Annotated in this window: 17 protein-coding genes and 1 pseudogene; 5 read left to right on the forward strand and 13 right to left on the reverse strand. The window is 61.8% G+C overall.

Going from position 1 to position 19,114, the window contains the following annotated elements; genetic code table 11:
• Window positions 1–37: 37 nt before the first annotated feature.
• The 9 genes from panC to dksA form a co-directional block, all read right to left on the reverse strand.
• Window positions 38–898, reverse strand: coding sequence for a pantoate--beta-alanine ligase (gene panC / locus OC610_RS03885; protein ID WP_264426607.1), 861 nt, complete (start codon window positions 896–898; stop codon window positions 38–40).
• Window positions 895–1,695 (reverse strand): 3-methyl-2-oxobutanoate hydroxymethyltransferase, encoded by an 801-nt coding sequence (gene panB / locus OC610_RS03890; protein ID WP_264426608.1) that lies wholly within the window; start codon window positions 1,693–1,695, stop codon window positions 895–897. The genes panC and panB overlap by 4 nt, the downstream gene beginning before the upstream one ends.
• Window positions 1,696–2,024: 329 nt before the next feature.
• Window positions 2,025–2,510 (reverse strand): 2-amino-4-hydroxy-6-hydroxymethyldihydropteridine diphosphokinase, encoded by a 486-nt coding sequence (gene folK, locus OC610_RS03895; protein ID WP_264426609.1) that lies wholly within the window; start codon window positions 2,508–2,510, stop codon window positions 2,025–2,027.
• A gap of 3 nt (window positions 2,511–2,513) precedes the next feature.
• Entirely contained in the window at window positions 2,514–3,911 is a 1,398-nt protein-coding gene (locus tag OC610_RS03900) for a polynucleotide adenylyltransferase PcnB (RefSeq protein ID WP_264426610.1), read from the reverse strand.
• Window positions 3,912–4,628: 717 nt separating this feature from the next.
• A complete protein-coding gene (locus OC610_RS03905) occupies window positions 4,629–6,062 on the reverse strand; it encodes a sigma-54-dependent transcriptional regulator (protein ID WP_264426611.1) in 1,434 nt (477 codons plus the stop codon).
• A 22-nt stretch (window positions 6,063–6,084) separates the two neighbouring features.
• Window positions 6,085–9,039 (reverse strand): sensor histidine kinase, encoded by a 2,955-nt coding sequence (locus OC610_RS03910; protein WP_264426612.1) that lies wholly within the window; start codon window positions 9,037–9,039, stop codon window positions 6,085–6,087.
• Window positions 9,023–9,199, reverse strand: a complete 177-nt coding sequence (locus OC610_RS03915) for a hypothetical protein (protein ID WP_003176118.1) — start codon at window positions 9,197–9,199, stop codon at window positions 9,023–9,025. The genes OC610_RS03910 and OC610_RS03915 overlap by 17 nt, the downstream gene beginning before the upstream one ends.
• 77 nt (window positions 9,200–9,276) lie before the next feature.
• Window positions 9,277–10,158, reverse strand: a complete 882-nt coding sequence (gene gluQRS, locus OC610_RS03920; protein ID WP_264426613.1) for a tRNA glutamyl-Q(34) synthetase GluQRS — start codon at window positions 10,156–10,158, stop codon at window positions 9,277–9,279.
• 230 nt (window positions 10,159–10,388) lie between these two features.
• Entirely contained in the window at window positions 10,389–10,832 is a 444-nt protein-coding gene (gene dksA / locus OC610_RS03925) for an RNA polymerase-binding protein DksA (RefSeq protein ID WP_264426614.1), read from the reverse strand.
• 339 nt (window positions 10,833–11,171) lie between these two features.
• Between dksA and OC610_RS03930 the strand changes: the two genes are divergently transcribed.
• Window positions 11,172–12,344: a pyridoxal phosphate-dependent aminotransferase gene (locus OC610_RS03930; protein WP_264426615.1), complete on the forward strand. Its 1,173-nt coding sequence runs from the start codon at window positions 11,172–11,174 to the stop codon at window positions 12,342–12,344.
• The gene (gene sfsA / locus OC610_RS03935; RefSeq protein ID WP_264426617.1) at window positions 12,344–13,102 is read left to right on the forward strand and encodes a DNA/RNA nuclease SfsA; all 759 of its coding nucleotides are present in this window, start codon (window positions 12,344–12,346) and stop codon (window positions 13,100–13,102) included. The genes OC610_RS03930 and sfsA overlap by 1 nt, the downstream gene beginning before the upstream one ends.
• Here the strand turns inward: sfsA and OC610_RS03940 are convergent.
• Window positions 13,058–13,375, reverse strand: coding sequence for a Rieske (2Fe-2S) protein (locus OC610_RS03940; RefSeq protein ID WP_264426618.1), 318 nt, complete (start codon window positions 13,373–13,375; stop codon window positions 13,058–13,060). The two genes, sfsA and OC610_RS03940, sit on opposite strands and share 45 nt — an antisense overlap.
• A 379-nt stretch (window positions 13,376–13,754) precedes the next feature.
• On the opposite strand from OC610_RS03940, the gene OC610_RS03945 reads away from it, so the two are divergent.
• The 3 genes and pseudogenes from OC610_RS03945 to OC610_RS03955 all read left to right on the forward strand — a co-directional run bounded on the left by OC610_RS03945 (window position 13,755) and on the right by OC610_RS03955 (window position 16,375).
• Window positions 13,755–14,738 carry a FecCD family ABC transporter permease gene (locus tag OC610_RS03945; RefSeq protein WP_264426629.1) on the forward strand — a complete coding sequence of 328 codons (984 nt, stop codon included), beginning with the start codon at window positions 13,755–13,757 and terminating at the stop codon, window positions 14,736–14,738.
• A 47-nt stretch (window positions 14,739–14,785) separates the two neighbouring features.
• Window positions 14,786–15,505 (forward strand): annotated as a pseudogene (locus tag OC610_RS03950) (heme ABC transporter ATP-binding protein); the annotation flags it as partial.
• 21 nt (window positions 15,506–15,526) lie between these two features.
• Window positions 15,527–16,375 carry a ChaN family lipoprotein gene (locus OC610_RS03955; protein WP_264426622.1) on the forward strand — a complete coding sequence of 283 codons (849 nt, stop codon included), beginning with the start codon at window positions 15,527–15,529 and terminating at the stop codon, window positions 16,373–16,375.
• Between the two features lie 217 nt (window positions 16,376–16,592).
• On the opposite strand, the gene OC610_RS03960 is transcribed toward OC610_RS03955, so the two are convergent.
• The 3 genes from OC610_RS03960 to OC610_RS03970 all read right to left on the reverse strand — a co-directional run bounded on the left by OC610_RS03960 (window position 16,593) and on the right by OC610_RS03970 (window position 19,063).
• A complete protein-coding gene (locus OC610_RS03960) occupies window positions 16,593–16,865 on the reverse strand; it encodes a TfoX/Sxy family protein (RefSeq protein WP_024779602.1) in 273 nt (90 codons plus the stop codon).
• A gap of 209 nt (window positions 16,866–17,074) precedes the next feature.
• Window positions 17,075–17,416 (reverse strand): pentapeptide repeat-containing protein, encoded by a 342-nt coding sequence (locus tag OC610_RS03965; protein ID WP_030140229.1) that lies wholly within the window; start codon window positions 17,414–17,416, stop codon window positions 17,075–17,077.
• Window positions 17,417–17,506: 90 nt separating this feature from the next.
• Complete coding sequence (locus OC610_RS03970; RefSeq protein WP_264426623.1) at window positions 17,507–19,063, reverse strand: bifunctional aminoglycoside phosphotransferase/ATP-binding protein; 1,557 nt, start codon at window positions 19,061–19,063, stop codon at window positions 17,507–17,509.
• Between the last annotated feature and the right edge of the window lie 51 nt (window positions 19,064–19,114).

The following is a 19,114-nucleotide window of genomic DNA, read 5'->3' on the forward strand; positions in this document are numbered from 1 at the left end:
TCGCGAGCAGGCTCGCTCCCACATAGGGGCTGAGGTATCAGGCCGGAACGTCGAGATCCAGGTGCAGGTTGTCGATCAGGCGCGTGGTACCGAGGAATGCCGCCACCAGGATCACTAGGTCGCGATCCTCGTTCACGGCCGGACGCAAGGTCTTCGCGTGGCGGATTTCCAGGTAGTCGGGGCGCAGGCCAGCGGCTTCCAATTGCTGGAGCTGCTCGGCGATGAGCGCCGGGTAATCCCGCTGCCCTTGCTTGATGGCCTCGGCGATCTGGCTCAGGACGCGATAGACCACGGGCGCGACGGCGCGTTGATCAGGGCTGAGAAAGCCGTTGCGTGAAGACAGCGCCAGGCCGTCCTCGGCGCGAACGGTCGGCTCGCCGATGATCTGGATCGGCATGTTCAGGTCATGGACCAAGGCGCGAATCACCGCCAGTTGCTGAAAGTCTTTCTGGCCAAACACCGCCAGGTCCGGCTGGACCATGTTGAACAGCTTGCTGACCACCGTCGCCACGCCTTCGAAATGCCCCGGACGGCTGGCGCCGCAGAGCCCTTCGGATAGTTGCGGGACACTGACCCGGGTCTGCCCCACCATGCCGTCGGGGTACATCTCCTCGACGCTGGGGGCGAACAGCAAGTGGCAACCGGCCTGGAGCAATTTCTCCTGGTCGGCCGCCAGGGTGCGCGGGTACTTGTCCAAATCTTCGCCAGCGCCGAACTGCAATGGATTGACGAAGATGCTCGCCACGACGAAATCGGCTCGTTGCGAGGCTTTGGTGACCAGGGCCATGTGGCCGCTGTGCAAGTTGCCCATGGTCGGGACGAAGGCGATGCGCTTGCCCTCGCCACGGGCGCGGGCCACGGCGGCCCGGAGTTCGCGTACGGTCTTGACGGTGTTCATGCGGAGAATCCGTGTTCGGCGCCCGGGAAGGACGCAGCCTTCACTTCGGCGACGTAGGCTTGCAGGGCTGCCTGGATAGAGGGTTGCCCCGCCATGAAATTTTTCACGAATTTCGGCACGCGACCGGTGATCGACAGCCCGAGCATGTCGTGGAGCACCAGCACCTGACCGTCGGTGGCGTTGCCAGCGCCGATGCCGATCACTGGAATCTTCACCGCCTGGGTGATTTCCTGGGCCAGTTCGCTGGGCACGCATTCGAGCAGCAACATGGCGGCCCCGGCCTGCTCCAGCGCGATCGCATCGGCGCGCATCTGCCGGGCCTGGTTTTCATTGCGGCCCTGGACCTTGTAGCCACCGAGGATATTCACGGCTTGAGGGGTGAGGCCCAAGTGCGCGCACACCGGAATACCCCGTTCGGCCAGCAGCCGTATCGAGTCGGCCAGCCACAACGCACCTTCGACCTTGACCATGTGGGCGCCGGCCTGCATCAGCAGGGCGCTGTTAGTCATGGTTTGTTCAAGGGTGGCGTAGGCCATGAACGGCAGGTCGGCGAGGATCAGCGCGTCGGTGTTACCGCGCTTGACCGCCGCTACGTGGTAGGCCATCTCGGCAGTGGTCACCGGCAATGTGCTGTCGTGACCTTGCAACACCATGCCGAGGGAGTCGCCCACCAGCAGCACCTCGACTCCAGCCTCATTGCAGGCATGGGCGAAGGTGGCGTCATAGCAGGTCAGCATGGTGATTTTCTCACCTTTTTGCTTGAGACCTTGCAGCGTGGTCAGGGTAATAGCTGGCATGAAAAAGTCCTCATGAGGCGCTCGAATACAGGCGCACCTTCTTTGCGTGGTGCTTGTAAGGCCTGGATTGCGCCCATTAGCGCCGCGTTGGCGGCGACGGGACGCCTATAGTCGTGAGGAGTATCGGGGAAGTCAATTGGATGTGTTACCGCCAGGTGTTACCGCGGTTACTGATGCGTTTCAGCGCAGGGGCGTGTTTCAAATCTGACTGCCGGGTCCCGGATCCTGTGGGAGCGAGCTTGCTCGCGATGACGGTGGATCAGTTGCCCCACCTGTAACTGACACACCGCTATCGCGAGCAAGCTCGCTCCCACAGGGAATGGTGTTTGTCAGATAAGCGGCAAGCGTTCCAGGCCGACGAATGGGCATTCAGCGAGCAGGTCCTTGAGGCGGCGTCCGTCAGCGAGGCGCAGCTCGGCGGGCGCCAGTTCGGCCAGGGGATAGAGCACAAAGGCTCGGGCTTGCATATGGTAGTGGGGAACCTTGAGGCGGGGCTCGTCGATCAGACGGTCACCGAACAGCAGGATGTCCAGGTCCAGGGTGCGCGGGCCCCAGCGCTCAAGGCGCTCGCGACCCTGGCCGGTTTCGATGGCTTGCAGCGCGTCGAGCAGCTCAAGCGGTGCCAGGTCGCTGTCCAGGGCCGCCACCGCATTGGTGTAGCGCGGCTGGCCGGGCAGCAGGGAATCGCTTTGATAAAACGCCGAGACGCCTGCCAGTCGGGTCTCGGGCAGTCGCGCCAGCGCCTCGATGGCGCTGCGCAGTTGCTCGGCGGGTTCGGCGAGGTTGCTGCCCATGCCGATATAGATGCGTTCCATCGATTACTCGTCTGATGCGCTCGGTACGCCGGCACGCTTACGCTTGGTACCGCTGCTGCGTCGACGCTTGCGCGGGCCGCTGGTGCCGTCGTCCTTGCCGCTGAGCTCGCGAATCATCTCGCGGCGCTCGCTGTCGTTGGCGTCCTGGTAATCGGTCCACCATTCGCCCAGGCCATCGGTCTGCTCGCCTGCGCTTTCACGCAACAGCAGGAAGTCGTAGCCGGCGCGGAAACGCGGGTTTTCCAGCAGCAGGTCGGCACGTTTGCCGCTGCGCCGCGGCAGGCGTTCCTGCATGTCCCAGATCTCGCGGATCGGCATCGTGAAGCGTTTCGGGATCGCAATGCGCTGGCACTGTTCGGCGATCAGTTCGTGGGCCGCTTCCTGCATGGCGGGAATCGGCGGCATGCCACGGTCTTGCAAGCGCAGCACGCGAGCGGGCAGGGCAGGCCAGAGCAAGGCAGCGAACAGGAACGCAGGGGTTACCGGTTTGTTCTGCTTGATGCGCAGGTCGGTGTTGATCAACGCTTCGCTGATCAGGGTGTGGGTGTAGGTCGGGTTGTGCTCCAGGGCTTCGGCGCTGGCGGGGAACAGCGGATCGAAGAGCTGCAGGTCCACGAGCATCTCGAAGGTATCTGCCGCGTTGCCTGACAGGAACAGCTTGAGCACTTCTTCGAACAGGCGGGCCGAGGGGATTTCCCGCAGCATTGGCGCGAGCTCGCGAATCGGCAGGGCGCTGTGTTTTTCGATGCCGAAATCCAGCTTGGCGGCGAAACGCACGGCCCGCAGCATCCGCACCGGGTCTTCCTGGTAACGCTGCTTGGGATCGCCGATCAGGCGGATCAAGCGGTTGCGAATGTCGTGCACGCCGTTGGCGTAATCGAGAATGCGCTCACTGACCGGGTCGTAATACAGGGCGTTGATGGTGAAGTCGCGCCGCTGCGCGTCTTCTTCCAGAGTGCCGTAGACGTTGTCGCGCAGGATGCGTCCGCTCTCGTTGCGAGACGACTGGTTGCTGTCTTCGTCTTCGTCGTTTTGCGGATGGTTGGCGCGGAAGGTTGCCACTTCGATGATTTCGCGACCGAAATGGATATGCACCAGCTTGAAGCGTCGGCCGATGATCCGCGCGTTGCGGAATTCGGCGCGTATCTGCTCAGGCGTGGCGCTGGTCGCGACATCGAAATCCTTGGGGGTGATATTCAGCAGCATGTCACGCACGCAGCCGCCGACCAGATAAGCCTGGTAGCCGGCGTTCTGCAGGCGCTCGACGATGTTCACCGCGTAACGGCTGAATTGGGCCTTTTGCAACGAATGCTGGCCGCTGTTGAGCACTTCAGGCGTGCTGCGTATGTGTTGCGTACGACGCAAGGGAGAACGGAATGACTGGAACAGCTTCTTCAGCATGGGATGCACTGTTTGAAGGAATATTCGGCCAAAAACGAAGAATGGCCGCATGATGGGCGGGGATTCTAGCATTTAGTCAACGGATGGTGTAGGACGCAGGCGCTTTGAGCTGAAAGCTTCAAGCGACGAGCTCTGTAGGCGGCGGGGAAGGCGGAACGGCAGAAACCACAAGGGGAGCCGAAGCTCCCCCAGAATTAGTTGCGTGCTCTGTTTTTATTATTGGTTTCGGGCTTCTTGTTTTTGTTGAGTGCCCGCGCCACGAGGTTTTCCCTTCGTGACCCTCCCAATCGGGAGCCAAGAGCAAACGGATTGCTTTGGTCGCTGTGTTGCAGTGATCAATCGATCCAACCAGTTCAGGCACCTGTCTTGAGACAGTTTTTATTGTTCTCGGCCTGGTTGTGGGGCAAGCCCCAAATACAACGCCTCTCCAAAAGAATCAGTTAGCTGCGCCTCTCGCCGTCTTGTTTTTATTGTGCGTGAGTCGATTCGTCTTATTTTTATTGTCTTGTGCATTGCTTGTTATTGTTCTTGTACCAAAGCTATAGCAGGGTGCGTGCCAACTTTTGCCAGGCCCAGCGAAACCGGGGGTTCTATCGATATGCCTGTTTTTTCGGGGCGAAAAAAAGCCGGGGTTTCGTTACCGTAAACCCCGGCTTCTGTTACGTGAAAAAGCTGAGGTAACAGTTTTTTCACATTGCGCGATGTTACCTGTGCACCTCAGCTTTCGCTGGTCGCCCCGGTCTTGCGCCGTGGGATCCCCAGGCGCTGGCGACGTTCCCACAGGCATTTGCGGCTGACGCCCAGCTTGCGTGCCAGTTCGGTCTCGGTCATGTGGTCCTGGTGTTCAAGGACGAAATGCTGGAAATAGTCTTCCAGGGACAGGTCCTCGGTGGGTTCATGGCTGGTGTTGTTGGCAGCGCCTCCCTGTTGTGGGGCCAGGCCGATGAATTCTTCGTCGTCGAGGTCACTCAGTTCGATGTCGATGCCCAGCAGGTCGGCGGAGATTTCCGGGCTTTCGCTCAGGATCACTGCTCGCTCCACAGCGTTTTCCAGCTCCCGGACGTTACCGGGCCAAGCGTAATGACGAATGGCCTGCTCGGCATCCGGGGCGAATTTCAAGTCGGTACGATTGATCCGCGCGCTCTGGCGGGCGAGGAACGCATTGGCGATTTCGTTGACGTCGGCACCGCGCTCGCGCAGGGGCGGCAGTTTCAGGGCAATCACGTGCAGGCGGTAATAAAGGTCTTCACGGAACTGGCCGATCTTCGCCAGGCTCTTCAGGTCCCGGTGGGTCGCGGCGATCAGGCGTACGTCGACCTTCTGTGACTGGACCGAGCCGACTCGACGGATCTCGCCTTCCTGGAGTACCCGCAGCAATCGCGCCTGGGCTTCCAGTGGCAGTTCGCCGATCTCATCGAGGAACAGCGTGCCGCCGTCTGCCGCTTCCACCAGGCCGGCACGTCCGGCGCTGGCGCCTGTGAACGCACCCTTTTCGTGGCCGAACAGCTCGGATTCGATCAGGCTTTCCGGAATGGCCGCGCAGTTCACCGAGATCATCGGCGCCTTGGCTCGGCGGGACAGGTTGTGCAGCGCCCGGGCCACCAATTCCTTGCCAGTGCCGGACTCGCCCTGGATCAGGACATTGGAGTCAGTCGGCGCCACTTTGCGGATCTTGACGTACAGATCCTGCATAGGCGGGCACGAACCGATGATGCCAATTTCGCCATTGCTGTTGCTGGCCCCTGCCTTCGCGGCGGTTACCTTGCCGTTCGTCGTTTCCGACGACTGGCTGGTCGCTGTCTGGCGGTCACGTAGGATGCGGGCTACGGCCTGGAGCATCTCATCGTGGTCGAATGGTTTGGCGATGTAGTCCACCGCGCCCATTTTCATGGAATCGACCGCCGAGCGCAGGCTCGCGTAACTGGTCATGATCAGCACCGGCGTGCCCTGTCCGAGCTTGATCAACTCGGTCCCGGGGGCGCCGGGCAGACGCAGGTCGCTGACGATCAGGTCAAACGTGGGAATGCTGAAACGCTCTTGTGCTTCCTGCACGGAACCGGCTTCGCTGACCTGGTACTGGTTGCGTTCCAGCAGGCGGCGCAAGGCGGAGCGGATAATTGTTTCGTCTTCGACGATCAAAATGTGCGGCATTGATTCGATTCTCTCGACGGTCTCAGTTCACAGCGGACGTCGCTTCGACATGACGCGGCAAGGTGACCCGGATACGGGTGCCACGCTGGCTCTGAACATCGGCCGGGCTGTCGATGGTGATTTGTCCATAATGCTCTTCAACGATGGAATAGACCAGTGCGAGGCCCAGACCGGTGCCTTCGCCAGGATCCTTGGTGGTGAAGAAGGGTTCGAACAATCGATCCATGATGTTCTGTGGAATACCGCTGCCCTCGTCTTCGACGATCAGGTCGACCGTGTGTTCGAAAGCCTCGCTCTTGACCCGTACCGCGCTGCCAGCCGGTGAGGCGTCGCGCGCGTTGGACAACAGGTTGATCAGCACTTGGGCGAGCCGTTGGGGGTCGCCATCGACCCAGTGATCCGGATCGCACAAGTTGAAAAATTGCACTTCGAAGTTGCGCCGGTTGAGCGCCAGCAGGCCGATGGCATCCTGGGCCACTTCGGCCAGGCAGACGGGTTCGTCATTGTGTTGATGGCCGCCGGCATGGGCGAAACTCATCAGGGACTGGACGATGCGCGACACGCGTTTGGTCTGCTCGAGGATCTGGCCGCTGATTTCCGTCAGCTCGCCGTCTTCCTCGCGCTCTTCACGAAGATTTTGCGCCAGGCACGCGATGCCGGTGATCGGGTTGCCGATTTCGTGGGCCACGCCGGCCGCCAACCGACCGATGCTGGCCAGTCGTTCGGAGTGGACCAGCTTGTCTTCGAGCATCTGGGTGTCGGTCAGGTCTTCCACCAGCAGCACCAGGCCACTGTTCCCCGGTGCCAACGGCTCGTCGATGGCGGCTTTGTGAAGGTTCAGCCAGCGGGTCTGGCCGTCGAGCGCCAGGTGCTGTTTGTGCAAATGTTCGTCCGGCAGGTCGATGAAGCCCTGCAACAGGCCTTTCCACGGCTCGCCCAGGGTACTCAGGCGTGAACCGACCACGCGCTGGGCGGCGATGCCGGTCAGCTCCTCCATGGCCTTGTTCCACATCAGGATTTCCTGGTCCTTGGCGAGGGAGCAGACACCCATCGGCAGTTCCTGCAGGGTCTGGCGATGATAACGACGCAGGGCGTCCAGCTCGGCGGCCAGGCCGGTGAGGCGCGAGTGGTAGTCCTCGAGGCGACTTTCGATGAAGTGAATGTCTTCGGTGACATAGTTCTCACCGCCGGCCTTGTAGGGCAGGAAGGTCTCGACCATGTCCTGGGCCACGCTGGGCCCCATCAGGCCGGACAGGTTGGCTTCGATCCGATCCCGCAACCGGCGCAAGGCGTATGGACGGCGTTCGTCGAACGGCAGGTAAAGGTCGCGCAGGGCCTGCTCGACTTCCTTTTGCGCAGCCTTGGCGCCCAGGGGCTTGGCCAGTTGGGTGGCAAACTCCTGGGGCGAGGCCGCGTGCAGCTCACGGCGCTGCGGCCGGCGCACGTTATCCACGGCGCAGGCTTCGGCGGCGCTGGCTTCTTCGCTGCTGGCGTTGGTGAACAGCGAGATCAGGGTGAACATCAGCACATTCGCCGCCAGCGAGGCGATGGCTGCCATGTGCCAACTGGTGTCGTCGAGCACGTAGATCATGTTCAACAGCGGGATATAGAAACCCTGCAGGTTGCCCAGCAGTGGCAGCAGCATGGCGACCAGCCAGACCACGATCCCCGCCAGCAGGCCGGCGATGAAGCCGCGGCGGTTGGCGGTCGGCCAATACAACACGGACAGTACGCCGGGCAGGAATTGCAGGGTTGCAACGAACGCGACGATGCCCAGGTTGGCCAGGTCCTGTCCGTCTCCCAGCATCAGGTAGAAACCGTAGCCGGCCATGATGATCGCGACGATCAATGCGCGACGGGTCCATTTCAGCCAGCGATAGATGTTCCCCTCTGCTGGAGGCTGGTAAAGCGGCAGTACCAAGTGGTTGAGGGCCATCCCCGACAGCGCCAGGGTGGTCACGATGATCAGGCCGCTGGCCGCCGAGAGGCCGCCGACATAGGCCAGCAGCGCCAAGGCTTCGTTGTTGGCGGCGATGCCGATGCCGAGGGTGAAGTATTCCGGGTTGGTGCTGGCGCCGAGTTTCAAGCCGGCCCAGAGGATCAGCGGCACGGCCAGGCTCATCAACAGCAGGAACAGCGGCAGGCCCCAGCTCGCACTGACCAGCGAGCGCGGGTTGAGGTTTTCCGTGAACGTCATGTGGTACATGTGCGGCATCACGATCGCCGAGGCGAAGAACACCAGCAGCAGCGTGCGCCACGGTCCTTCCTGGAGCGGCGTGTGCAGCGCCGCGAGGGCGGTCTGGTTCTGCAGCAGCCAGATCTCGAGCTGCTGCGGGCCGTCGAATACGCCATACAAGGCGTAAAGGCCGACGCCGCCGATGGCGATCAGCTTGATCACCGACTCGAAGGCGATCGCGAACACCAGGCCTTCATGTTTTTCCCGCGTGGCGATGTGCCGCGAGCCGAAGAAAATGGTGAAGAGGATGATCAGGACGCAGAAGCTCAGCGCCACCCGGTGCTGCACCGGTTCGTGGGTCAGGATGCTGATGGAATCGGCGACCGCCTGCATTTGGAGCGCGAGCAGTGGCAGCACGCCGACCAGCATGAAGATCGTGGTCAGCGCGCCCGCCCAGGTGCTGCGGAAGCGAAAGGCGAACAGGTCGGCCAACGACGACAATTGGTAGGTGCGGGTGATTTTCAGGATCGGGTAGAGCAGCACCGGCGCCAGCAGGAAGGCCCCGGACACGCCAAGGTAACTGGACAGGAAGCCATAGCCATACTGGTACGCCAGGCCCACCGTGCCATAGAACGCCCATGCACTGGCATACACGCCCAGCGACAGGGTGTAGGTCAGCGGGTGGCGAATGATCGCGCGCGGGATCATGCCTCGTTCGCTGATCCAGGCTACGCCGAACAGCACCGCCAGATAGGCCGCGCTGATCAGGATCATCTGGGTCAGGCTAAAGCTCATCGGCATCTTTTTGGCTCTGAAGGATAAAGGTCACGACGATCAGGATCAGCCAGAGCAGATACGGCCGATACCAGGCACCCGTGGCATCGATCCACCAATCCATGATGGCCGGGGAGAACAGGTAAATCCCCACTACCAGGAGCAGGACCAAGCGATAGATGTACATCCCGGTCTCTCTTTTTTATGCACGTGCCCGAAAACGTGCGGCGATGGTAACGGATAGGCGGCAGGCTGCAAGGGCCGTCACTGTATTTGCGCTTCGGGCAGGGTCAGTGTGCGCGGGATCTTGCCCGCATCCCAGTGGCGAATGCCCCAGGCCAGCAACTCCCCTGGGCTGGCATCGACCAGTTCCGGCGCCGGTTGCTGGCCCAATGCGCGCAACGCCCTTAACAGCAGCGGCGTTGCCTGATCGGCCGTCAACGGTGGCGAGCGATAGGATTTGCCGAGCTTGTGTCCGTCCGGCTGGGTGATCAGCGGCACGTGCAGATAACGCGGTCGCGGCAAGCCCAGCAGTTCTTGCAGGTAGAGTTGGCGCGGCGTGGAATCCAGCAGGTCGGCGCCGCGGACAATGTCGCTGATGCCTTGCCAGGCATCGTCGAGGACCACGGCCAGTTGGTAGGCATAGAGCCCGTCGCGACGGCGAATGACGAAATCGCCAGCCTCGCGGCCCAGGTGCTGGCGGAACTCGCCTTGGACCCGGTCGACGAAATGGTATTCGAGTTCCGGAACGCGCAGGCGGATGGCGGCGTCTTCGGCGTCGTGCCCGGCGTTGCGGCACAATCCGGGATAAATGCCTTGATACGGTTCCAGTTGCTTGCGCGAACAGGTGCAGGCGTAGGCCAGGCCTCGGCTGAACAAGCGGTCGATGACCTGCTGGTAGGCTTCGTGGCGATCACTCTGGCGCACCATTTCGCCGTCCCATTCAAACCCATAGCTTTCAAGCGCCTTGAGAATCGCCGCTTGCGCGCCGGGCTCTTCCCGTGGCGGGTCGAGGTCTTCCATGCGCAACAACCAGCGTCCGCCCACGGCCCGGGCGTCGAGATACGACGCCAGCGCGGCGACCAGCGAGCCGAAATGCAGGTGGCCGCTGGGGGTGGGGGCGAAGCGTCCGGTGTAGTCAGTCATGGGCGAATGTTACTGGTTCCGGGCACAAGGCGTGCAGATCTTGATGGCGGAGCATAATTCCCTGTGGGAGCGAGCTTGCTCGCGATGACGGCGACTTATTCAATACTTATGCAAGCTGGCCCACCGCTATCGCGAGCAAGCTCGCTCCCACAAGGGGATTGGGTGTGCAGGTGGAGCGCAAACAAAAAACGGAGCGTATGAACGCTCCGTTTCGATGACAGCCCCGGCGATTACTTGCCGACCTGTTTTTCCTTGATTTCCGCGAGGGTCTTGCAGTCGACGCACATGTCGGCGGTCGGACGTGCTTCCAGTCGCTTGACGCCGATCTCGACGCCGCAGGACTCGCACCAGCCGTACTCTTCGTCTTCGATCAATTGCAGCGTCTTGTCGATTTTCTTGATCAGCTTGCGTTCACGGTCGCGGGCGCGCAATTCAAGGCTGAATTCTTCTTCCTGGCTGGCACGGTCGGCCGGGTCAGGGAAGTTGGCCGCGTCGTCCTTCATATGGTCAACCGTGCGATCGACTTCCTGCATCAGGTCCTGTTTCCACTTGTTCAGGATCTTGGTGAAGTGCGCGCGCATGGGGGCGCCCATGTACTCCTCGCCCTCTTTCGCGACATATGGCTCAAACCCGCTGAGCGACTGGTTTTCTTTCTGCTTTGCTTGGGTGGGCATGAATGGACCGCCTCTACTCTTGTAATCCACTACGCAGGATTGCTCCATCACCGACACCTGCCGGCCCTGCGGCTGCAAGCGGGCGAACTTACCAGATCAAATCGGGCCGCGCTACTCCCGGTTGTCGAGCCTGGCGCGGCTGGGCCCGGTAAAACATGGCCGGGCCCGGTCCGGTGGGGTCGCAAACCTGCTCAATGCTTGATTTTAGTCAAGCCTGGGTTAAACGCTGGAGTCATTTCCAGCGATCTATGCGCTAGGACCGTTTTAGATTTGCGCTCGTTCCCGCAGCTGTCCGCGAGTTGGGTAGAATCGGTTCTTTTTTTCGCGAAGGACGGCCCCATGGCCCAGCCCTACAGCGCACGCAGTCGTGCCATCGAACCTTTCCATGTCATGGCGTTGCTGGCGCGTGCCAACGAATTGCAGGCCGCCGGGCACGACGTCATTCACCTGGAGATCGGCGAGCCGGACTTCACCACCGCCGAGCCGATCATCCAGGCCGGCCAAGCGGCCTTGGCGGCGGGCAAGACCCGTTACACAGCGGCCCGTGGCATTCCTGAACTGCGCGAGGCCATCGCCGGTTTCTATGCGCAACGCTATGGGGTGGATATCGATCCCCGGCGCATCCTGGTGACGCCGGGCGGATCCGGCGCGTTGCTGTTGGCCAGCGCCTTGCTGGTGGACCCCGGCAAACATTGGCTGCTGGCCGACCCTGGTTATCCGTGCAACCGTCATTTCCTGCGCCTGATCGAAGGTGCGGCGCAATTGGTGCCTGTGGGACCGGACGTGCGTTATCAATTGACGCCAGATCTGGTGAATCGCCATTGGGACCATGACAGCGTTGGTGCGCTGGTGGCTTCCCCGGCCAACCCGACCGGGACGATTCTATCCCGGGAGGAGTTGGCGGGATTGTCCAAGGCGATCAAGGGCCACAACGGCCATCTGGTGGTCGATGAGATCTATCACGGCCTGACCTACGGCACCGACGCCGCCAGCGTGCTGGAGGTCGATGACGATGCGTTTGTCCTGAACAGTTTCTCCAAGTATTTCGGCATGACTGGCTGGCGGCTCGGCTGGCTGGTGGCGCCTTTGGCGGCCGTCGGTGAGTTGGAAAAGCTTGCGCAAAATCTCTACATAAGTGCACCCAGCATGGCCCAATACGCGGCCCTGGCGTGTTTCGAGCCGGCGACCATCGAGATTTTCGAGCAGCGTCGCGCCGAGTTCGCGTTGCGTCGCGACTTCCTCCTGCCGGCCTTGCGCGAGTTGGGATTCGGTATCGCAGTCGAGCCGCAAGGCGCGTTCTACCTCTATGCCGACATCAGCGCATTTGGCGGCGATGCCTTTGCGTTCTGCCAGCATTTTCTGGAAACCGAGCACGTGGCGTTCACGCCGGGGCTGGATTTCGGTCGCCATCAGGCCGGCCACCACGTGCGGTTCGCCTACACCCAAAGCCTGCCGCGGCTACAGGAAGCAGTGGAGCGAATTGAGCGTGGCCTGCGGAGCTGGCAAGGCTGATGCGCTTTTCCCCTGCTCTGGAAGAAGGACGGCTGATTCGACGTTACAAACGTTTTCTCGCCGATATCGAGACCGTTCATGGCGAACTGCTGACGATTCATTGCCCGAATACCGGCTCGATGCTCAATTGCATGGCCGAAGGCGCACGCGTCTGGTTCAGTCGTTCCAACGACCCCAAGCGCAAGTTGCCGGGCACCTGGGAAATCGGCGAAACCCCTCAGGGGCGCTTGGCCTGTATCAATACCGCGCGAGCCAATTCGCTGGTCGAGGAGGCGCTGCGGGCCGGTGTCATCCAGGAGCTGAACGGTTTCACAGGGCTGAAGCGGGAAGTGGCCTATGGCGTTGAGAACAGCCGTATCGACTTTCGGCTCGAATACGCCGATTGCAGCTCGGCCTGGGTCGAGGTGAAGAGCGTTACGCTGGGTTTTGCCGGGACGAATGTGGCGGCGTTTCCCGACGCGGTGACCTTGCGCGGCGCCAAGCATCTGCGAGAGCTGGCCTGTCTGGCTCGGGAAGGTGTGCGCGCCGTGCAGTTGTATTGCGTGAACCTGAGTGGCATCGAGGCGGTGCGCCCGGCGCAGGAAATCGACCCGATGTACGCCGCGGCGTTGCGCGAGGCGGTGGCCGCCGGGGTGGAAGTGCTGGCCTACGGCGCCTCGCTGACGCCGGAGCAGATGTGGGTGGATCGCCCGTTGCCGGTATTGATTGAGCCGTTACAGATTGGCCCAGATGCCTTGATCGTCCTCCCGGCTGTCTAGGGCGGTCAGGAATTGTCCGGCGCAAGGGCCGGCGACGCATTCACCGCTTTCGATCAGGAACAGCGCGCCATGGGTCGCGCACTGGATGAGACTGGCGCTGGCGTCGAGAAACTGGCCGGGTTGCCATTCCAGCGGCACGCCACGATGCGGGCAGCGGTTCAGGTACACATAGGCCTGGCCTGCGCGTCTCACGGCCAGCAACTTACGCCCTTCGATGTCGAAGCCGCGACTGCTGTTGTCGGGTAATTCGGCGGCGGTACAAAGAAGTTTCATGTACGTCTCTAAATGTCATAAAGGATGGGCTCTTTGTGGGAGCGAGCCTGCTCGCGAATGCGGTGGGCCAGCCCACACCAAGAACACTGACACGCAGCATTCGCGAGCAGGCTCGCTCCCACAGGCTATGTCATCGAGTTCCATGCTTGACGGGTAAATGAAAGCAATCATCAAATGGCGCCTTCTTCGCAGGCGTTCGAGGATACTTGACCAAGCCTTGCCCGTGAAAAACTTCTTGAGGAAGCTGCCTGATGCGCCTGAATGTACACGCTGCGCCACAGGGCCTGATCAAGCTGGCCGATAAGTTCTACCTGGCCAAGACACCATGACGGCACGGGTCAAGCCGCGCTTCTTATTCATGGTCCTGGGCCTGCTGTGTCTGTTGGCAATCTGGCTGTCCCTGGCCTTGGGGCCGGTGAGCTTGCCATTGTTCGATACCTTGCATGCGGCCCTGCGCCTGCTGGGTTTGCCGGTGGCTGCTGATGGCCTGGGGCAGGCCGAACTGATCCTTGGCCAGATTCGCCTGCCCCGTACCTTGCTGGGGTTGGCGGTGGGCGGGGTGTTGGCGTTGTCTGGCGTGGCGATGCAGGGGCTGTTTCGCAATCCGCTGGCCGACCCGGGGTTGGTCGGCGTGTCCAGCGGGGCGGCACTGGGGGCGGCGTTTGCCATCGTTGGGGGCTCGGCGCTGGGCGGGTTGCCCGACGCGTTGGGGCCCTACGTGTTGTCAGTGTGTGCATTTCTCGGCGGGCTCGGGGTCACGGCGCTGGTCTATCGCCTTGGACGGCGCAACGGTCGGACTCACGTCGCCACGATGCTCCTCGCCGGCATTGCCCTGACGGCGTTGTCCGGGGCGGCGGTCGGCCTGTTCACTTACTTGGCGGACGATGCGACTTTGCGGACCCTGACGTTCTGGAACCTGGGCAGCCTGAATGGGGCCAGCTACGCGCGGTTGTGGCCGCTGTTGCTGGTCAGTGCGGGCGTGGCGATCTGGTTGCCGCGTCGGGCGCGGGCGCTCAATGCACTGTTGCTGGGAGAGTCCGAAGCCGCTCACCTGGGCATTGATGTCGAATGGCTCAAGCGTGAATTGGTGCTCTGTACGGCGCTGGGCGTCGGCGCCGCAGTCGCGGCAGCGGGCATGATCGGGTTTGTCGGGCTGGTGGTGCCGCACCTGGTGCGACTATTGGCGGGGCCTGACCATCGCGTCCTGCTGCCTGCATCAATGTTGGCAGGCGCCAGTCTCCTTTTATTCGCCGATCTGGTGGCGCGCCTGGCGCTGGCCCCGGCGGAGCTGCCGATCGGCATCGTCACGGCGTTCATCGGTGCACCTTTCTTCCTTTATTTATTGCTGCGGGGGCGCGCCTGATGTTGCGAGCGCAAAACTTGCACATCCACCGTGGACGTAGAACCGTACTGGCGGATCTCGATCTGCAGCTCAATCCCGGCGAAGTGCTGGGCGTGCTCGGTCCCAATGGCGCGGGTAAAAGTACTTTGCTGGCGGGTTTGTGTGGCGAGCTACGGCCGGCGCAAGGGCAGGTCTGGCTCGATGACCGGCCTCTGGCCCAATGGGACGGTACCGAGCGCGCCCGTCGCCTGGCGGTGTTGCCGCAATCGTCGACGCTGGATTTCGCGTTCCGTGTAGAAGAAGTGGTCGGCATGGGACGACTGCCTCACCAGAGCGGTCGGGTGCGTGACGGGGAAATCATCGAATGGACGCTGCAAGCGGCGGACGCGCTGCATTTGCAGGGCCGCAATTATCTGGATCTGTCCGGCGGCGAGCGCCAACGGGTGCACTTGGCGCGGGTGCTGGCGCAACTGTGGCCGGGTGAGGCGGGACAATTCCTGCTGCTGGACGAACCCACTTCAATGCTCGATCCGTTGCATCAACACACCATCCTGCAAGCCGTGCGTGAATTTGCTGGCCGCGGCGCGGCGGTGCTGGTGATCCTGCATGACCTGAACCTGGCGGCGCGCTACTGTGATCGCCTGTTGCTGCTGGCGTCCGGCCGGCCGGTGGCCCTGGATTCGCCTCGGCAAGTGCTGCGCCCGGAGCCGCTCAAGGCGGTGTTTGGCCTGGACGTGCTGGTGCAATCCCATCCGGAGCGCGGGCATCCGTTGATCATTGCCCGCTGAGGCTGGCTGGAGGATTCCGATGTGCGCTTGATCCTGATTCTGATGTTGGGTGTCTTGGCGGCGTGCCAGAGTGTCGCCCCGCCCCCGGTGGGCGGGCGGATCCGTGATTTGCATACGGGCGAATCGATCACGCCTCGGGCATTGGTCGGACGTTTGGCGCAGGCCCCGCGAGTAGTGGTCGGCGAACAACACGACAACCGTGATCACCATGCGCTGCAACGCTGGTTGCTTCAGGTCCTTGCTGATCGGCGTCCCCAAGGCAGCTTGCTGCTGGAGATGCTGACGCCACAGCAACAGCCAAGGGTCGACGCGGTTCGCCAATTGCCTGCCCTGCCGCAGGATTTACCTGGCGCGTTGGATTGGTCGCCAGGTTGGGATTGGCATCTGTACGGGCCCATGGTCGAGTTCGCCTTGAGGCAATCTTATCCGGTGTCGTCAGCGAATCTGGACAGCGCGGACATCCAGCGCATCTACCGCCAAGCTCCCGCCATGAGCGGCACTCGCTCCAATGCAGCTACGGTGAAGGAGCAACTGTTGGGGCAAATCCGCGAGTCCCATTGCGGACTACTGCCAGAGTCGCAGATGCCTGCGATGTTGGCGGTGCAGCAACAGCGTGACCGGCGCATGGCCGAGCGATTGTTCGAGGCTCCCGCGCCGGCATTGTTGTTCGCGGGCGCCTGGCATGTCCGCAAAGACGTTGGCGTGCCGCTGCATGCACTGGATCTGAGCGCTCGTGACGCACCTGTCGTCCTGATGCTGGCCGAGGAGGGCAGCGACGTTACGCCGGCCATGGCTGATTTCGTGTGGTACACCCCGGCAACACCGTCCCAAGACTATTGCGCACAGATGCGTGGAGACGGCAGGCAATAATTTCCGGGCAAAAAAAGACCCGGCAAGAGCCGGGTCAAATAACCGTGATTAGCCTGATGAGGAGATATCTGAGAGTCCGAACCAAGGGCTTTTCAAATATCGACCAGTCTCGCGACCGGATGTGGTAATCATAGCGATTCTCATTTCCATGTCAAACATTGTTTTCCCACCGGCAAAAAATATCTGTTGCCTGTCATGGAAATCGCAAAAGGTAACGTCAGGCTTTGTGGCGCGTGGAAATGGCGTCCAGCTGTTTGTTCAGCGCTTCTTTGCGTTCGGCCGGAATATCGTTCCAATGCATGTCCATCAGTGCGCCCTCGATGGCGTAGAGCAAAACCTTGGAGGCGCGGAAGCCGCGAGTGCGCACGGCGCGGTAGGCGTCCACCGCACCGAGACGGCGCAGGTCCGAGGCACTGTGGATACCCACGGCGTGCAGCCACTGGGCTGACGTCTTGCCCAGATTCTTCAGGTGTTGCAGTTCATCATTCATCGAGCCTCCTTGCGACGGCCGACTGGTGCAGTGGGCAAGCTTCTCAGGAGTGTAGCGCTCAGTAGGAAAAGCGTGATTCTTTGGTCGGAATCGGCGCAAAAGCTTCTAAGGCATTACGCACGATGGGGATGATCAGGCTGAAAAGCACATCCTCCAGCGCAAGCGGGGGCGCTGGAGATCGTTCGGTGCCGTGGCCGGTTCCTTCAGGTTCAGCGGGTGCGATAGCGCAGACGAGTACCGAAGTTCATGGACATCAGGATTTCATCGGCAGACAACTCGGGCGGGAAATAGGTACCGGAGATCTGCGCATGGGCAAGGCTTGCGCCTTCCAGCGATGACTTGCGGAAATCGATGCCGCGCAGATCGGCGGAACGGAAGTAGGCGTCCGTGAAATCCACGTCGTCGGCGTTCAGTTCACGCAGGTCAAGGCCGCGGAAATCGCCGCCGCGCATGTCGATCGGACCTTGAGGGCGTTGGCTGTTGAAGCCGGCAATGTCGTCTTTGCGCAACAAGGCATACAGCGGGGTATCGAGAAGCTTGGGGTGGCTCATGGCAAATCACCTGTTGGTTTTATGACGCCAGTATAATGCCACTATTTGACGGCCGTGAAGCCGGGCGTCGGTTCACGGCCGAAATAGTTTCTAGAGGCCTGGGAGGCGTTGGCGGATCTGCGCAACCACGACATCCAGCGTGCCGCTTTCGTTGGTTTGAACTCGCTTGCTGCAGAGGATCTCAGCCGGGCTCAGCGCTTCGCGGCTCGCCTGTTGGGCGGCGATGACTGCCAGGTTGGCGTCGGACGGATCGTTCTGGTCGGCCTGGCGCTGGGCGAGCCGGCTCTCGATGACGGCTTGCGGCGCCTCGCAATCCAGGATCAGGAATGGCGCGCCCGTGCCTTCGGCGACCTTGGCTGCCGCATCGCGCTGCTCATGCTTGAGATAAGTGGCATCGATCACCACTGGGAATCCGGCATGCAGGATCACGTCGGCGATCTCATGCAGGCGCGCGTATGTGGCGCTGCTGGCATCGCTGCTATAGATGCCGGCTTTCGGGTCGTTCGGCACTTGCTGTTCACCGAACAGGCGCTTGCGCTCCACATCCGAACGCAGGCGAATCGCGCCAAGGGCCTCCACCAGGCGCATCGCAACGTGGCTTTTGCCAACGGCCGAGACGCCATGGGTAATGGCCAGGAAGCGCGAGGGAATGGTGCTGTAGCTTTCGGCCAGGTTGGCGTAGTTGCGGTATTGGCACAGGGTGGTGGCGCGCTGCACCGGGTCGGCTTCGGCGGGCATGCTGAACAGCGCGACCTTGGCCCGGACCAGGGCGCGGTAGGCTTTATAGAAGTTCAACAGTTCCAGGCCGCTGTAGTCACCGGTCAGTTCCAGGTATTGACTGACGAACCGCCGCGCGAGCGACTTGAGGCCGCGGTCTTCGAGGTCCATCGCCAGGAAGCCGGTGTCGGCGTAGACGTCGGTGAAACGGAATGGCTCGTTGAACTCGATGCAGTCGAAGATCACTACTTTGCCGTTGATTACGGTGGCGTTGCCCAGGTGAATGTCACCGTGGCATTCGCGAATGAAACCGTCGGCCTTGCGCTGGGCGAACAGCGGCTTGAGGCGTTCGAAGCTGGTTTCGGCCCAGGCTTGAAGGGCTTCGAGTTGCTGCAGGTCGGCCTTGTCGTTGAGGAACGGACGGATCTGCTCGAAGTTCTGCCGTACCGGCGCCATGACGCTGTCCGGTGTACCCGCCGAATTGTCGGCCGGCACCTTGGGCGTGGAGAGGTGGAACTGGGCGATCTGCGCGGCCATTTCATCGATGTGCGCGGTGGTGAGTTCGCCGTTGGCTTGCAGGGTGCTGAGCAGTTCGCTCTGGGGAAATTGGCGCATTTTCAAGGCGTATTCGATGGCCGGGCCATCGCCGCCCAGTTGTGGCGCCTCGGCGTTGCCGGTGATCGGCAAGACTTCCAGGTAAAGATCCCGGGTCAGGCGTTGGTTCAAGCGCAGCTCTTCACCACAGAAGTGCTTGCGCGCGTCGAGACTGGTGAAGTCGAGGAAACCGAAATTGACCGGCTTCTTGAATTTGTAGGCATAGGGGCCGGTGAGCAATACCCAGGAGATGTGGGTTTCGATGACCTGGAACCCTTCGACGGGGTGCGGGTAAAGGGCCGGGTTTTGCAGGGCAGCGATCAGTGATTGGCTCACGGGCGATCCTTCAGAGTCTGGAAAATTCGAGGCGGTCATTATGGCCGCAAG

Source organism: Pseudomonas agronomica, from assembly GCF_025917275.1.
In the GTDB taxonomy this organism is placed as follows: domain Bacteria; phylum Pseudomonadota; class Gammaproteobacteria; order Pseudomonadales; family Pseudomonadaceae; genus Aquipseudomonas; species Aquipseudomonas agronomica.

Bases quoted from the DNA above. Each gene is read 5' to 3' on its own strand.
- panC (WP_264426607.1), bottom strand. From the start codon at position 898: ATGAACACCGTCAAGACCGTACGCGAACTCCGGGCCGCCGTGGCCCGC.
- panB (WP_264426608.1), bottom strand. From the start codon at position 1,695: ATGCCAGCTATTACCCTGACCACGCTGCAAGGTCTCAAGCAAAAAGGT.
- folK (WP_264426609.1), bottom strand. From the start codon at position 2,510: ATGGAACGCATCTATATCGGCATGGGCAGCAACCTCGCCGAACCCGCC.
- OC610_RS03900 (WP_264426610.1), bottom strand. From the start codon at position 3,911: ATGCTGAAGAAGCTGTTCCAGTCATTCCGTTCTCCCTTGCGTCGTACG.
- OC610_RS03905 (WP_264426611.1), bottom strand. From the start codon at position 6,062: ATGCCGCACATTTTGATCGTCGAAGACGAAACAATTATCCGCTCCGCC.
- OC610_RS03910 (WP_264426612.1), bottom strand. From the start codon at position 9,039: ATGCCGATGAGCTTTAGCCTGACCCAGATGATCCTGATCAGCGCGGCC.
- OC610_RS03915 (WP_003176118.1), bottom strand. From the start codon at position 9,199: ATGTACATCTATCGCTTGGTCCTGCTCCTGGTAGTGGGGATTTACCTG.
- gluQRS (WP_264426613.1), bottom strand. From the start codon at position 10,158: ATGACTGACTACACCGGACGCTTCGCCCCCACCCCCAGCGGCCACCTG.
- dksA (WP_264426614.1), bottom strand. From the start codon at position 10,832: ATGCCCACCCAAGCAAAGCAGAAAGAAAACCAGTCGCTCAGCGGGTTT.
- OC610_RS03930 (WP_264426615.1), top strand. From the start codon at position 11,172: ATGGCCCAGCCCTACAGCGCACGCAGTCGTGCCATCGAACCTTTCCAT.
- sfsA (WP_264426617.1), top strand. From the start codon at position 12,344: ATGCGCTTTTCCCCTGCTCTGGAAGAAGGACGGCTGATTCGACGTTAC.
- OC610_RS03940 (WP_264426618.1), bottom strand. From the start codon at position 13,375: ATGAAACTTCTTTGTACCGCCGCCGAATTACCCGACAACAGCAGTCGC.
- OC610_RS03960 (WP_024779602.1), bottom strand. From the start codon at position 16,865: ATGAATGATGAACTGCAACACCTGAAGAATCTGGGCAAGACGTCAGCC.
- OC610_RS03965 (WP_030140229.1), bottom strand. From the start codon at position 17,416: ATGAGCCACCCCAAGCTTCTCGATACCCCGCTGTATGCCTTGTTGCGC.